Source organism: Novosphingobium flavum, from assembly GCF_014230315.1.
Taxonomy (GTDB): domain Bacteria; phylum Pseudomonadota; class Alphaproteobacteria; order Sphingomonadales; family Sphingomonadaceae; genus Novosphingobium; species Novosphingobium flavum.
On the sequence record NZ_JACLAW010000018.1, the window covers coordinates 1 to 14,559 of the forward strand.

Below are 14,559 nucleotides of genomic sequence, written 5' to 3' on the forward strand. Positions count from 1 at the left end.
CGAAAAGGCGGCCGAGCCTGCGCCCCGTCCCGCCCCGGTCGCCCCGCCGCGCCCGGCGCCGGCCGCTGCCGCGCCGGCCCAGCCGGCCGCCCCGGCATCCGAAAACACGCCGCGCATCGTCTCGGTCGGCCCCGGCGGCTTCCTCCGCCAGGGTCCGGGCGACCAGCAGGCCCCGATTCCCCCGGCCCCGCCGCGCCGCCTCGTGCCGGCCAAGCCGAGCCCGGAAATTGCCGACAAGACCAGCCTGCTCGACCTCAACGACCGCATCTGCCGCTGGCCGATGGGCCACCCGGGCGAGCCGGACTTCCACTTCTGCGGCGACAAGGTGAACCCCGGCTTCCCATACTGCGTCGAGCATTGCGGCCGCGCCTACCAGGCCCAGCTCCCGCGCGGCGCCCGCCGTGCGCCCCCGCCGCTGCCCTTCGGCGGCCCGCGCGTGCGCTGACCGGCCAGAGGCCCAACTTCTAACCTCACCCGGCACCGGCCCGCTCCCCCGGCCCGACCACTCACGGTACAATCTGGGTGGTCAGGCCGGCGAGCGGGCTGGTGCCGCAAGCCTCCTGCGGATGCAGGAGGCGCACCCAACAAAAGACTCGCCGCAAGCCTTCGACGGACATCGAAGGCGCACCCCGCCAATACGCCCAAACGAACTGTTAACCGCCAAGGGGCTATGCCGTCCGCCGAACTGACGGTCGGCGGCATCCCCAATGGTTAACCTGTTGCGAAAACTGAGCGGAGCCGGCCGGGGCACTTTCCTCGCCCGGCTCGCGGCCGATCGCGCCGGCAACGTCCTCGCGCTGGTCGCCGCCTGCATCCCGCCAATCCTGATCCTCGTCGGCGGCGGGATCGACATGAGCCGCGCCTACATGGCGCAGACCGCGCTGCAGAACGCCTGTGACGCCGGGGTTCTCGCCGGCCGCCGCGCCTCGGCCAAGTCCGGAACCTTCGGGACCACGGAGCAGGGCAAGGCGTCGAGGATGTTCAACTTCAACTTCAACGGCACCTCGCAGAGCGCCAATGCCACCGGCACCACCTTCACCCCCACCGATACCGGCAGCGGGGTGATCAGCGCCACGGCCACCACCACGGTCCCGACCACGATCATGAAGATCTTCGGGACCAACAACTTCGCTCTCTCGGCCTCGTGCAGCGCCGAGTTCCAGATCTCCAACATCGACGTGATGATGGTGCTCGACACCACCGGCTCGATGGCCTGCAAGCCCGATGGCACGTCGTGCGATTCCGGCTCGACCTCCAAGATCGAGGGGCTGAAGTCGGCGATCCGCTCGTTCTACTACACGATCGCCGCGGCCGTCCCCACCGGCGGCACCACCCGCGTGCGCTTCGGCTTCGTGCCCTATGCCGGCACGGTCAACATGAAGAACCTGGTTTCGGCGGGCGACATCCCGCAGGCTTATCTGGCCAGCGCCAACAATTACCAGACCAAGCTCTACAAGTTCGACAAGCCGAACTACACCGCCACCACCGGCACACCATCAGTCGTTTACGAGACGCTGCTCAACCTCGCGTCGGGGGACTGCGACAGCTATGCAAACAACGACTACCCCTCATCCGGCAGCAACCCGGCCACCAGCGGCACGGCGCCGTCCAACGTCACGACCATCACCTATTCGCTCAGTTCCTGGACCAAGACCGCGACCCTGGGCACAGGCCGGGACAAGATCAACATCGGCATCTGCATCCGCAAGGTCTCGACTGCGGTCACAAGCTATACCCTGAGCAGCTACTCGCTGAGCAACACGCCCTACCGCTACGCCCAGTCCTCGGTCGACACCTCGTCGATCAAGCTGCTCTCGGCCGTCAACCTCGCAACCGGGGTCAATTCCAACTCCACCGTTCCCGCCCTTGGCTACACCACGGGCTATTACGATCCGGTCGCGCTCGCCGGTCTCGCCGGCACGAGCAACGTCACCAGCTCGAGCTACACCTGGACCGGGTGCATCGAGGAGCGCAGCACGGTCAATTCGCTGATCGATCCCACCGCGATTTCCGCCAGCGCGACCGATCTCGACGTGACGAGTGCCCCCACGACCACGGCCTCGACCCAGTGGAAGCCCTATGTCTCGAACCTCGTGTTCGATCGCGGGCAGAGCGCCACGCTCGACACGTCGAGCAACATCGCCAGCATGACCGAGTACTGCGTGCCAGCCGCGCAGAAGCTGACCACGGTCGACACCACAAACAAGACCACCGTGCCCTCGTGGGTCGAGACCTATCTCGGCACGCTCTACGCCTGGGGTGGGACCTATCACGATATCGGGATGATCTGGGGGGCGCGCCTCGCCAACCCCAGCGGGATCATGGCCACCAACGTCAATTCGGGCAATCTCACCTCGGTCAGCCGCCACATCATCTTCCTGACCGACGGCGAGATGTCGCCCTACTGCAGCTCGCTCTATTCGGCCTACGGGCTCGAATATCTCGATCACCGCGTCGCACCCGCAACCGCGTCGACGGGCACGTCCTGCGACAGCTATCTCAAGCCCTATCACAATGCCCGCTACCTCGCCGCCTGCCAGCGCGCCAAGGACATGGGCTACACGGTCTGGGTGATCGGCTTCGGCCAGTCGCTGACCACCGAGATGACCTCCTGCGCCTCGTCCGGCCGGGCCTACTACGCCAGCGACACCTCGACCCTGCAGACCACCTTCCGCACCATCGCCGCGCAAGTGGCCGATCTCAGGCTGAAGTCTTGACCGGCGTGGGCACGATCCCTCGCCGCCTCCGCGCCGGCTGCAGCACGCTCGCGGCCGACCGGGCCGGGGCGGCGCTGGTCGAATTCGCGATCATCATGCCGGTCCTGCTGATGCTGCTGCTCGGCACGATCGAATTCGGGCTCAACGTCTACATGCGCTCGGTGCTCGAAGGCGCGATGCAGCAGGCCGGGCGCAATTCCAGCCTGCAGACCGCGCAGAGCGGCCAGACCACGATCGACGCCTTCGTCAGCAGCCGGGTCCACGCGATCCTGCCCTCGGCCGGGGTCAGCTTCACCCGCGAAAACTACCAGAATTTCTCGGCGGTCGGCAAACCGGAAGACTTCACCGACAGCAACGGCAACGGCCAGCACGATGCCAACGAATGCTTCCAGGATGCCAATGGCGACGGGGTGTGGAATGCTGACGGCGGCCGCGGCGGGCTCGGCGGCGCCAACGATGTCGTCGAATATACCGCGACCGTCACCTATCCCAGCCTGATCCCGGCCGCGACCTACCTCAAGCTCTCGCCCACGACCACGATCAAGGCGACCACGATCCTGCGCAACCAGCCCTTCGCCAGCCAGCCGGGCTGGTCCACGACCCAGGTTTGCCCGTGATTGGCCTGCCCGTGATTGGCTGCCGCACGCCCCTGCGATATCTGCTGCATCTGCTGCGCGACAGAGCTGCCGTTTCCGCGGTCGAGTTCGCCCTGCTTGCCCCGCTGCTGACCACCATGGGCCTCGGCGCGATCGAACTGGCCAACATGGCCATGGTCTATACCCGCGTCAGCCAGGTCGCGATCCAGGTGGCCGACAACACCTCGCGCGCCAAGCAGTCCACCGGGACCAGCGGCGCGATGATGCGCGAATACGACGTGGGCGATGCGCTCAGCCAGGTCGACGTCGTCTATCCCGGCCTCAAGGTCTTTAGCAACGGCCGGGTGATCGTCTCCAGCCTCGAACAGAACGCCTCGGGCGGCCAGTGGATTCACTGGCAGCGCTGCCGCGGCTCCTACACCACCGGCACCTCGAAATACGGCACGCAGGGGACCGGGATCACCGGCACCAGTTTCGCCGGAATGGGCCCGGCCGCCACCGTCGTCACGGCCGACAGCCAGTCGGCGGTGATGTTCGTCGAGGTCTATTACCAGTACCAGCCGATCTTCTTCCGCATCGGCAACGCCGCCTCGCCGGTCATCTACCGCGCCGCCGCCATGTACGTGCGCGACGACCGCGACCTTACCCAGATCTACAATCCCTCGCCGGTCGCCACCGTCTATTCGTGCTGACTTTGCGCTGAGCCGAGGGCAGGGGCGGCAAATTTCGTCCGCTCGTTAGCAGCAGATTTACCCTCAGCACTTATCCCTAATCGGACAGAAGGAGATTGTCTGGTGTCTGACGGTGCGTGGTCCCCCCGGAGAAACGAACGCCTGCGGGTAACCCTTCACGCCCGCTGCACCTCGCCGGGCAACGACAGCGCCGAAACGCCCGAATCCGCCGAAGACGGCGAGGCTTCCGAGGGCGGCGAACCCGTCCCGGCCCGCGTCCGGCCGCAGGACGGCGGCGTCACCCTCGTCAACATCACCCCCGAGGGCTGCTGCATGACCACCGGCGGCCTCAACCTCGCGCCGATGACCGCCGTGCTGATCCGGCTGGAAACCGGCGAATCCCTGACCGGCATGGTGCGCTGGTGCGACGGGGAGAAGGCCGGCGTCGAATTCTACCACTACCTCACCCCGGCCCGCGTCGAATATCTGCGCCGCGAACACTCGACCTTCCTGTCGGAGACCGACTGGTCGTTGAAAAGCGTCCAGCGCTCGGTCTGCTGAACGCCGCCCTACGGGCCGTTCCCTATTAAAAACCGGCAGCCGCGCGCGTTCATGTTCGCATGGACGCGCACGCATCAAGCCCCGCCCCCCGCCAGCCGCGCCAGCGCTGGTCGTTCCGCAACTGGCTGGGCCTCGCGCCGTCCCCCGCCCTGACCGCCGCCCCGACGCCGGACGATCCGGCCACGGGCGATGGCGATGCGCTGGTCGCCGCCTGCCGCCTCGCCGGCCGCGAGATCGGAGAATTCCTAGCCCTCCACCGCCTGCCCGCCACGCACCAGACCTTGGCCGCCGCTTTCGACAGCACCTCCGGCCAGGACCCGCGCCTCGCCGCCGCGATCGAGGAACGGCGCCGGTCCGGCCACCCGGTCACGCCCGACTGGCTCGCCAGCCTCCACGCCGCCGCCCGCCCGGAAGACGAGGCCCGCGCCATGACCCGGCTGATGGACAAGCTGGAAAGCAACATCGTCGAATTCAGCCGCACCACGGTCGATGCCCGCACCGCCACCAGTGAATATGGCCAGGCCCTCCAGATCCACGTCGACGATCTCCACGGCCTCGCCACGGCCGGCGCCGCGATGACCGAGATGGTCGCCCTCGCCCGTACCATGATCGAGCGCACCTGCGTGATCGAGCGCCAGCTCGCCCGCTCCGAGCTGGAAACCCGCCAGCTCCACCGCAGCCTCGAGGAATCGCGCCGCGACGCGGAGCTTGACCACCTCACCGGCCTGCCCAACCGCCGCGCCTTCGAAACCCGCTTCGACCGCGAGATCGTCACCGCCACCGCCTCGGGCGAGCCGCTCTGCGTCGCCTTCTGCGACATCGACCGCTTCAAGCGGATCAACGACACTCACGGCCACGAGGCGGGCGACCGGGTCCTGCGCGCCGTCGCTCACGCCCTCGCCGCCCTGTCCGACGACACGTGCCACGTCGCCCGCCACGGCGGCGAGGAATTCGTCGTGGTCCTGCGCGGCCGCAATCTCGCCCAGGCCTACGAACTGCTCGACGAGACCCGCTCCGACCTTGCCGAGCGCCGCATGGTCAACCGCGCCACCGAAGTGCCCTTCGGCAAGGTCTCCTTCTCCGCCGGCATTGCCGACGTCTTCGCCTACGACGATCCCCGCGCCGCGCTCAAGGCCGCCGACGAGGCGCTCTACCACGCCAAGCACGAGGGCCGGAACCGCATCGCCATCGCCCGCGGCGGCAAGGTCAACCTGCCCAGCCCCAAGGCCGCACAATGCTCGCGCTACCTGCTGAGCCACGCCGCCTGCCCCAACGGCACCTTCGGCCCCGAAAACGCCTGCGGACCCGAAGGCTGCGCCCCCGCCCACAGTCCCCGAGCCGCCTGACGACCACCGCCCGCCTGACCGCCCTTCCCGCTGGACAGGGCCCCGTCCCGCCCCCTATCCGCAGGAGCGTGAGCCAGCCCGCCCTCCTCTTCGTCTGCCTCGGCAACATCTGCCGCTCCCCCCTGGCCGAAGCCGCCTTCCGCCGCCGCGCCGCCGAGGCGGGCCTTGCCTGCACGGCCGACAGCGCCGGCACCGGCAACTGGCACGTCGGCTCCCCGCCCGATCCCCGCGCCGTGGCCGAGGCCGCCCGCCACGGGATCGACATCACCCCCTATCGCGGCCGACAGGTCGCAAAGGCGGACTTCACCCGCTTCACTCACATCCTCGCGCTCGACACACAGAACCTCGCCGATCTCACCCGCCTCACCCCGCCCGGCGCCACGGCCAGCCTCGCCCTGCTGCTCGACCATGTCCCCGGCCGCTACGGCCAGCCCGTCGCCGACCCCTACTGGGGCGAGGCGGAAGACTTCATGCGCACATGGGAAGAGGTGGACGAAGCAGCCCGGGCCCTCGTCACTCTCCTGAAGCGCTGAGCGCCAACAAACCACTGTCCTACAACCCCGCCCCTCAGGCACAATCGCCGGCCCTCTTTCCGAAAGGCCCCGCGATGATCGACAAGTCCCGCCCCGCCCTCGGCACCGCCCAGCCGCCCGAATTCCTCCCTGTCCCCCGCCACAGCAAGCGCCACGACGGCTGGTCGCCCGAACGCCAGAAAGGCTTCATCGAGGCCCTGATGGCCACCGGCAGCGTCCGCGCCGCCGCTCACGCCGTCAACATGACCCCCGAAGGCGCCTACCACCTGCGCCGCCACCCCCAGGCCGCCTCCTTCCGCAAGGCCTGGGAACAGGCCCTCGCCCACGGCATCCAGCGCCTCGAAGACCTCGCCATGGACCGCGCCCTCAACGGCGAGGAGGTCCCCGTCTATTCCTACGGCAAACTGATCGGCTCCCGCCGCGTCTACAACGACCGCCTCCTCATGTTCCTCCTGCGCAACCGCGCCCCCACCCGCTTCGCCGCCTCGGCGCAAGGCATGGGTATCGTCCGCCAGCAAAACGAAGAACGCCTCCGCCGCCAGTGGCGCAAGCAATGGGAAGCCGAACAACAAGCCGAAAGTCCCGACAGCGCCGCCACCCACGCCAGGATCACCGCCCGCCTCAACACCATGGCCCGCCAGCTGCGCGAATCCATGAGCCCCGAAACCCGCGAACTCTACGAACGCTACCAGGCCGCCCACGAAGCCGACCGCACAAGGCTGGGCATCAAGCTAGGCGAAGAATGACCGGCAATCAGATCCTCCCCATTTTTGCCAAAGGCACAAATGGGGAGGGGGACCGCGGCCAAAGGCCGTGGTGGAGGGGCCAATTCCAGAGCAAGGAAAAGAACGCAGGGGTCAAAACCCCTGCACCCCGGAACGTCTCCCGGCGATAGGCCGCACCCGGACTTCCTGCTAACCTCTCAGGCAAAGTCATCCTGAACCTGTTTGGCTTCGCCAGCCTTGCGGCTCAGGATCCATCCCACCCCACGCGCAGAGCATAAATCAAGGCAAGCGGGTCCCGACAGCGCACCCAAACTCCCCTCCCGCTGGGAGCGGGGGGCCGGGGGTGGGCATTGCGACGCCCGAACAGTGTTCAATCGCTTGCACAGCGCAATGCCACATCTAACCAGCCCGACCAGATTGCCGACAACGCCGCCACCTGCGACCGAAGCCCCCATACCCCCGACATTCCCGCCCCGGCCACAGCACCCGCGCAACCTGAGCCTGTCGAAGGCCACGCTCATGCGAACCTTCAATTGCTTTGGCTCGCCGGTGTCATGCGCCCCTGAAGCACCGTTCACGAAGTAGCTCCGTGAACCACCCTAACGGAAGATTGCATTCTCGAACCGAGCAATCGCCATTCTAGCGCCTAACGCGGACACATGATGCTTGTCCGTGAACAGCACCCCGGATCTATCCTCAAACCTGCAGGTAGCACCGCAGAATACCTCACGAAGCGGCAGGAAAAGGACGCGCAATTCCATAGCGATGCCATAAGCAGAGCGATCGCCTTGGCCAGGCGCGATGGCCATAGGGGCTCCGCGATCGCCGGCTAAGCTGGCTAGCCAGCGTCGCATCCCGATTTCACGCGTAAGCACATACCGCGCTGGATCAGCACTCCAGGCCGGGGAGTCCTGCATCACGATGACGGCTTTCCCCGCGGCTTGCAGGCGAGTGATAGTCTGGCGCAATCCGATCTCGAAACTTTCGCCCGCACGGGCATCCCAATAGCCCGCCAGGATCACCACCTTAACCGAAGGGTCGTTGGAAACGATCTGAAGCGCCTCATGGGTGAACGACGCGCAGTCGGGAACTGCTGTCGGGTCATCCGGCTCCTTGCTTTGAACTCCAAGAATCACGGGGCACCCGGCCTTCGCGAGAACGTCCGTCGACCAACCGTGGCGCTGGGCCGATTCACGAAGGCCAGGAGACAGAGCGCCCGCGTGGCTATCGCCGACTATAGCGATTGTGCTCTGGCTCGGTCGGGGTGGGGCAATGCATTCTGCGCTGCGATTAGGGTGTGCCGAACCCGCATAAGCTACGCAGATGCCGCCCTTATCCTCGGCAACGACCTGTGCGGCTTTCTCACTGAGGCGCCAAGGCAGGCCGTGTGCTAGTCTCACCGCTGCGCCCGAGCCGGCAAGGCAAATCACCAAGGCTGCGTAGCGGACAAGTACGTGGCCCGAGGGCAAGGTGATCCGGCGGAACGGAGTCTCAATCCAGCGAAGGGAAAAATGCGCTGCGGTCAAGGAAATGACAACGGTGGCCGCAATCATCCATGCGCTCGGTTCCTGGGGAGTGCAGATGCGAAGAAATGCCAGCAACGGCCAATGCCAGAGGTACCATGAATATGAGCGCAGGCCGATCCACGTTAGAGGCTTGGAGCCGAGGAACCGCGTGTTCACTTGCGAAGTCCGCGCGGCAATGGCGGCGACCGTTCCTGCGACTGGCCAAATTGCGCGCCAACCGGGAAGCGGATCTGATTCCGAGAACATCGTCAGCGATAGGGCCAGAATAACCAGGGCTCCCGCCCCAAGTGCGTTGGCCACAAAACCAGATGCCCGCAGTCGAAAAACATCCTGCTTGATTGCCAATGCGGCCCCGGCAAGCAGCTCCCAAGCGCGGAAAGGCAGCAGGTAGAAGGCGGCGGCAGGATACCGGTGTGTCGCCACCAATCCAGCGGTGAGCGAGATGACAGCGATCACTAAAACGAAGACGATTGCCTTACTTCGTGACTTGCTCAGAATCATCAGCGCCAATGGGAAAAGCACATAATACTGCTCTTCCACCCCCAAGGACCATGTCATCAGCAACGGATCGAGCCCGGCGTCAGGGGTGAAATAATTGATTACGCGCCAGAATCGAATGTTCGATATGGCGAGGGAGGCGTAGCTCGAACTTACCCCGACCCGCTCGTATTCCGACGACGAGAGCGTGAAAGCCCCAGCGACCAAAATGAAGACGAGCACGACTGCGAGCGCCGGAAGAATGCGCCGGGCGCGCCGTGCATAGAAATCGGTAAGACTGAAGCGTCCTGCCTGAGTATCCCGCCAGATAATGTGTCCGAGTAAATAACCCGAAATTACGAAAAAAATGTCGACCCCGAAAAATCCGGAACTGAAAAAGGGGACGCCGGCATGAAAGAGTACGACTGCAGTGACTGCAACAGCACGAAGGCCATCAATGTCGGGGCGATAACTGGTACCGACACCGTGTTGCCTCTTGTCGAGCGGCACTTTGACCAGAGAATCCATTGCGGCGCCCTAAATACCCGCCCGTGCGAGCTGATCGCGCCAACGCGAGTAGAAGTCTTCGCCGGGATGTACGCCGTCGTCCGAAATGCCAGGGCGCAATCTGCCGGAGGCGTCGGCCAGACCTTCAATGACGATGAGGGGACGGGCCGTGCATTCGGCACGAATGATGTCCCGAACCATGTCGAGGCGTTGATTGAATTCATCGACGCCTGTTGGTGGCGGCAAGGTCACCACAACGCGCGGGTCTGCACAGATGGCGCGCCAGCTTGAATGCAGTTGCGCCTCGTCCAACGGGCCACGGATTGCGTCGTTCATCCCCGCCAGCACCGAAATCCGGACGGGCTGGAACTTGTCGGCAATCTTCAGCCCGGCCGCAATCTGATAGGTTTGGAGGCCGTTCGAGCCGAGGTTGACGTCCCGCCAGTCGTTGAAGTTGAGCCCCCCGGCGGTGAGGCTGTCCCCCAAAAACACAGCGTTGGGGTGGTGAGCCTTTGCCAACCAGCGTGCGAGCGTCTGGGTGTACTGGAACCGAAGGTGCTTGTCCTTCGCAAGAGGGCTCAGCAGAACCAGCTCGAATGAAGCTATGGCGGCCAGAAAAATGGTCAACTTCTTCATTCGGCGAATCACCAACGCTGTCTTTGCGAGGCGTCGTGTTAGGTGACCAGCGCGCGATTACCAACCACACCTCGTATCTCAACGATTTGGCGCCATCGTGATCCAGTCGAACAGCCAGCCAAGCCGTCGGTAGCCTGGGCGCACCGGCGCCCAGGCTACCGTTTGCTGCGCAATCCGCAGCTAGGCGCCTTCGCTCACTCGTCACCCATCCTGAGCGCGGCAATGAACGCTTCCTGCGGGATGCTCACGCTCCCGTATTCGCGCATCTTCGCTTTGCCCTTCTTCTGCTTTTCCAGAAGCTTCTTCTTGCGGGTGATGTCGCCGCCGTAGCACTTGGCGGTCACGTCCTTGCGCAGCGCGGCGATGGTTTCGCGGGCGATCACCTTGCCACCGATCGCGGCCTGGATCGGGATCTTGAACAGGTGGCGCGGGATCAGGTCCTTGAGCCGTTCGCACATGTGGCGGCCGCGATCTTCGGCCACCGAGCGGTGGACGATCATCGACAGCGCATCGACCGGCTCGGCGTTGACGAGGATGCTCATCTTGACGAGGTCGCCCTCGCGCAGCCCGATCTGCTCGTAGTCGAAGCTGGCATAGCCCCGGCTGATCGACTTGAGGCGGTCATAGAAATCGAACACCACTTCGTTGAGCGGCAGTTCGTATTGCACCTGGGCGCGCCCACCCACGTAGGTCAGGCCGGTCTGGATGCCGCGCCGGTCCTGGCACAGCTTGAGGATCGAGCCGAGGTATTCGTCGGGCGTGTAGATCGTCGCCCTGATCCACGGCTCGTCGATCTGCTCGATCCGGCTGGGATCGGGATAGTCGACCGGGTTGTGCAGCAGTATCTCGCAGGCATCCTCGGTCTTCGATTTGCGCAGCTGGATGCGATAGACCACCGACGGCGCCGTGGTGATCAGGTCGAGGTCGTATTCGCGGGTCAGCCGCTCCTGGATGATCTCGAGGTGCAGCAGGCCCAGAAAGCCGCAGCGGAAGCCGAAGCCGAGCGCGGCCGAGCTTTCCATTTCGTAGGAGAAGCTGGCGTCGTTCAGCCGCAGCTTGCCCACGCTTTCGCGCAGCTTTTCGAAGTCGGCCGCGTCCACCGGGAACAGGCCGCAGAACACCACCGGCTGGACTTCCTTGTAGCCCGGCAGCGCGTCGGTCGCGCCCTGCTTGACCGTGGTGATCGTGTCACCGACCTTGGCCTGTTCCACTTCCTTGATCTGCGCGGTGATGAAGCCGATCTCGCCCGGGCCGATTTCCGGCAGGTCGATCCGCTTGGGGGTGAAGCAGCCCACCCGGTCGATCAGGTGTTCGGTGCCCCCGGCCATGAACTTCACGTTCAGGCCCTTCTTGATCACCCCGTCGATCACGCGGACGAGGATGACCACGCCGAGGTAAGGATCGTACCAGGAGTCGACCAGCATGGCCTTGAGCGGCTTGGCCCGGTCGCCCTGCGGCGGCGGGATCTTCTTGACCACCGCTTCCAGCACGTCCTCGATCCCGATCCCGCTCTTGGCGCTGGTCATCACCGCATCGCTGGCGTCGAGCCCGATGATTTCCTCGATCTCGTTCTTCACCTTCTCCGGCTCGGCGGCGGGAAGGTCGATCTTGTTGATCACCGGCACGATCTCGTGGTCGTGCTCGATCGACTGATAGACGTTGGCCAGCGTCTGCGCTTCGACGCCCTGCGCCGCGTCCACCACCAGCAGCGCGCCCTCGCACGCGGCAAGGCTGCGACTAACCTCGTAGGCGAAGTCGACGTGCCCCGGCGTGTCCATCAGGTTGAGCTCATATTCGAGCCCGTCCTTGGCCTTGTAGTTGAGGCGCACCGTCTGCGCCTTGATCGTGATCCCGCGCTCGCGCTCAATGTCCATGTTATCAAGGACTTGCGCGCTCATCTCGCGCTCCGACAGGCCGCCGGTAAACTGGATCAGGCGGTCGGCCAGGGTCGACTTGCCATGGTCGATGTGCGCGATGATCGAAAAATTGCGAATGCGGGCCAGATCGGTCATCCCGCGCCGTTAGCAGCGCATTGCCGCCCTGTCACGACCGCGGAATCACGAGCACCGCTTCAGGCCGCTCTTATCGCCTTCGAGGTATCCACGGCTCCGAACCTGGGCATGCTCATGTGCCCGATATTGTTGAGCGCCACGATCGCCCCGTGGTTCACGCCCGAAGGCATTCCCATCGCGGCTAGCACATATGGCGCGACCCGGTGCCGGGTGCACAGCCCACCGGCGCCATCGTCGACCAGCGGGTTCTCGAACTCCAGCCCCTGGGCGGATCCGTCCGACCGGCGAACTCGGGCCACGACCAACTGCCCCTCGCCGAAGTCGCAGACGAACTGGGTGCCCACCGGCACGTTGATCAGCCCTTCGATCCCAGCGCCGGTGCGGCTCATGTTGCGCATGGTCACCTCGTAGCGGTGATCTTCGTGGATCACGCCGATCTTGCGCAGCACCGTGCGCCGCTCCGCCCGCTGTTTGGCCGGGCCGATGGGAGCAATCACCCAGGCCCCGGTGGCGAGCGCCTCGGCCACTTCCGCGCCCTCGCGTGCGGCGGAATAGATGTAGCCCTGGATCTGGTCGACCCCAAGCTCGCGCATCAGGTCCAGTTCGTCGCGCGCCTCGATCCCCTCGGCCGTCGTCACCATGTCGAGCGCCTTTGCGAGGCTGACGATGGCAGTGATGATCGCCGGATTGCGACTGCCCGGCACGGTCACGTCGCGGATGAAGCCCTTGTCGATCTTGATCTTGTCGAACGGCGCCTTCTTCAGGTAGCCAAGCGAGGAATAGCCGGTGCCGAAATCGTCGAGCGCGAGGCGCACCCCCAGCTTCTTCAGCGCGGCGAAGGTCAGGTCGGTGGTCTCGTCGTCGTTGACGAAGATCGATTCGGTCAGCTCGATCTCCAGCCGGTCTGGCGCAAGGCCGGAATGAGCCAGGGCATTGGCGACGTTGCCTACGAAATTCGTGCTGCCGAACTGTGCCGGGCTGACATTGACCGCCACGCGGATCTCGCCCGGCCAGGCCACGACCTCGCTGCAGGCCTGGCGCAGGGCCCACTCGCCCAGCGCAATGATCAGGTTCGATTCCTCGGCGATTGGAATAAATATCGCGGGCGAGATGTCGCCGAACTCGGGGTGGCTCCAGCGCATCAGCGCCTCGACCCCGATCACCGTGCCGCTCCGGGCAGAGACCAGCGGCTGGTAGCGCAGGCTGATCTGGTTCTGGACCAGGGCGTCGCGCAGGTCCTCCTCCATCCGGCGGCGCTTCTCGGCGGACTGGTGCAGCTCGCTCGAATAGAACCGGAACCGGCCCCGCCCGCTGCCCTTGGCCGCATAGAGCGCAAGGTCGGCGCCCCGGATCAGCGCCTCGCTGGTGGCGCCGTCGAACGGGGCCACGGCGATGCCAATCGATGCGCCGATCACGCAGCGGCTGCCGTCGACCGTATAGGGCTGCGACAGGATGGAGATGATGCGCTTGGCCAGTTCACCCAATTTGCCGCGATCGTCCACGTCGGGCAGGATCACCTGGAACTCGTCGCCCCCGAGCCGGCCGATGTCGTAGCCCTTGTCGCAGACCTGCTGAAGGCGCTGGGCGACCTGCTTGAGCAATTCGTCCCCGGCCGGGTGGCCCAGCGTGTCGTTGACCTGCTTGAACCGGTCGAGATCGATCAGGATCACCGCGCAGGAGCGCTGGGTGGTGGCGAAGACGCGCAGCATGTTGACCAGCCGCTGTTCCATCCGGTGGCGGTTGGCGAGGCCAGTCAGCGAATCGAACATGGCGAGGCGGCTGGCATCGCGGGCATTGCGCAGCCGCTCGGTGGCATCCACGCCGTTGCCCCGATAGCCGACGAAATTGCGCCCGCCATCGAATTGCGGCCGCCCGGTAATGGTCCAGCAAACCTCGGCGCCGCCGCGGGCCGGCTTCACCGCGAGGTCGGAAAAGCTCTTCGCCGCGCTCAGGATCAGCGGCAGGGTGCGCGACGAATCCTCGCCATCCTCGCGGTCGATCGAGAAAAGGGCGTGAAAGGATTGTCCGAGCAGGTCCTGCCGCGAGCAGCCGAAGGCCGTCGCCACGCTTTCGGAAACATATGTGACCAGCCCCCGGGCATCGGTCGACCAGAACCAGCCCTGCCCAGATTGCTCGTAGTCGCGCAGCAGCAGTAGGGCTTGCTGTTCCTCGGGCAGCGCCTCGAACCGGACGGAACCGGACGGCACAGCGTTACGCAACAGATCGCCAATCCGCTTCACCACGACGTCGGT

12 protein-coding genes are annotated in these 14,559 nt (G+C 65.5%); 8 read left to right on the forward strand and 4 right to left on the reverse strand.

Going from position 1 to position 14,559, the window contains the following annotated elements:
- The 8 genes from H7F51_RS17630 to H7F51_RS17665 all read left to right on the forward strand — a co-directional run.
- A partial coding sequence (locus H7F51_RS17630) for a GcrA family cell cycle regulator (RefSeq protein WP_221774218.1) occupies nt 1–445 on the forward strand: 445 nt, incomplete at its 5' end.
- Nucleotides 446–707: 262 nt separating this feature from the next.
- Entirely contained in the window at nt 708–2,717 is a 2,010-nt protein-coding gene (locus H7F51_RS17635) for a TadE/TadG family type IV pilus assembly protein (protein WP_185665642.1), read from the forward strand.
- Nucleotides 2,718–2,722: 5 nt separating this feature from the next.
- Complete coding sequence (locus tag H7F51_RS17640) at nt 2,723–3,334, forward strand: TadE/TadG family type IV pilus assembly protein (protein WP_343061331.1); 612 nt, start codon at nt 2,723–2,725, stop codon at nt 3,332–3,334.
- Entirely contained in the window at nt 3,331–4,005 is a 675-nt protein-coding gene (locus tag H7F51_RS17645) for a TadE/TadG family type IV pilus assembly protein (RefSeq protein WP_185665644.1), read from the forward strand. The genes H7F51_RS17640 and H7F51_RS17645 overlap by 4 nt, the downstream gene beginning before the upstream one ends.
- Before the next feature lie 102 nt (nt 4,006–4,107).
- On the forward strand, nt 4,108–4,545 hold the full coding sequence (locus tag H7F51_RS17650) for a hypothetical protein (RefSeq protein WP_185665645.1): 438 nt from the start codon (nt 4,108–4,110) through the stop codon (nt 4,543–4,545).
- A gap of 59 nt (nt 4,546–4,604) precedes the next feature.
- Nucleotides 4,605–5,891, forward strand: coding sequence for a GGDEF domain-containing protein (locus tag H7F51_RS17655; protein ID WP_185665646.1), 1,287 nt, complete (start codon nt 4,605–4,607; stop codon nt 5,889–5,891).
- Nucleotides 5,892–5,959: 68 nt separating this feature from the next.
- Nucleotides 5,960–6,424, forward strand: a complete 465-nt coding sequence (locus H7F51_RS17660; protein WP_343061326.1) for a low molecular weight protein-tyrosine-phosphatase — start codon at nt 5,960–5,962, stop codon at nt 6,422–6,424.
- Nucleotides 6,425–6,498: 74 nt separating this feature from the next.
- Entirely contained in the window at nt 6,499–7,170 is a 672-nt protein-coding gene (locus tag H7F51_RS17665) for a hypothetical protein (protein ID WP_185665648.1), read from the forward strand.
- Nucleotides 7,171–7,748: 578 nt separating this feature from the next.
- Here H7F51_RS17665 and H7F51_RS17670 read toward each other — a convergent pair.
- The 4 genes from H7F51_RS17670 to H7F51_RS17685 form a co-directional block, all read right to left on the reverse strand.
- Nucleotides 7,749–9,680: an acyltransferase family protein gene (locus H7F51_RS17670; RefSeq protein WP_185665649.1), complete on the reverse strand. Its 1,932-nt coding sequence runs from the start codon at nt 9,678–9,680 to the stop codon at nt 7,749–7,751.
- A 9-nt stretch (nt 9,681–9,689) separates the two neighbouring features.
- Nucleotides 9,690–10,295 (reverse strand): SGNH/GDSL hydrolase family protein, encoded by a 606-nt coding sequence (locus H7F51_RS17675; RefSeq protein WP_185665650.1) that lies wholly within the window; start codon nt 10,293–10,295, stop codon nt 9,690–9,692.
- Nucleotides 10,296–10,489: 194 nt separating this feature from the next.
- Complete coding sequence (lepA, locus tag H7F51_RS17680; RefSeq protein ID WP_185665651.1) at nt 10,490–12,307, reverse strand: translation elongation factor 4; 1,818 nt, start codon at nt 12,305–12,307, stop codon at nt 10,490–10,492.
- Nucleotides 12,308–12,366: 59 nt separating this feature from the next.
- Nucleotides 12,367–14,514, reverse strand: coding sequence for an EAL domain-containing protein (locus H7F51_RS17685; RefSeq protein WP_343061327.1), 2,148 nt, complete (start codon nt 14,512–14,514; stop codon nt 12,367–12,369).
- Between the last annotated feature and the right edge of the window lie 45 nt (nt 14,515–14,559).

Bases quoted from the DNA above. Each gene is read 5' to 3' on its own strand.
- H7F51_RS17655 (WP_185665646.1), top strand. From the start codon at position 4,605: ATGGACGCGCACGCATCAAGCCCCGCCCCCCGCCAGCCGCGCCAGCGC.
- H7F51_RS17635 (WP_185665642.1), top strand. From the start codon at position 708: ATGGTTAACCTGTTGCGAAAACTGAGCGGAGCCGGCCGGGGCACTTTC.
- H7F51_RS17670 (WP_185665649.1), bottom strand. From the start codon at position 9,680: ATGGATTCTCTGGTCAAAGTGCCGCTCGACAAGAGGCAACACGGTGTC.
- H7F51_RS17665 (WP_185665648.1), top strand. From the start codon at position 6,499: ATGATCGACAAGTCCCGCCCCGCCCTCGGCACCGCCCAGCCGCCCGAA.
- H7F51_RS17675 (WP_185665650.1), bottom strand. From the start codon at position 10,295: ATGAAGAAGTTGACCATTTTTCTGGCCGCCATAGCTTCATTCGAGCTG.
- lepA (WP_185665651.1), bottom strand. From the start codon at position 12,307: ATGACCGATCTGGCCCGCATTCGCAATTTTTCGATCATCGCGCACATC.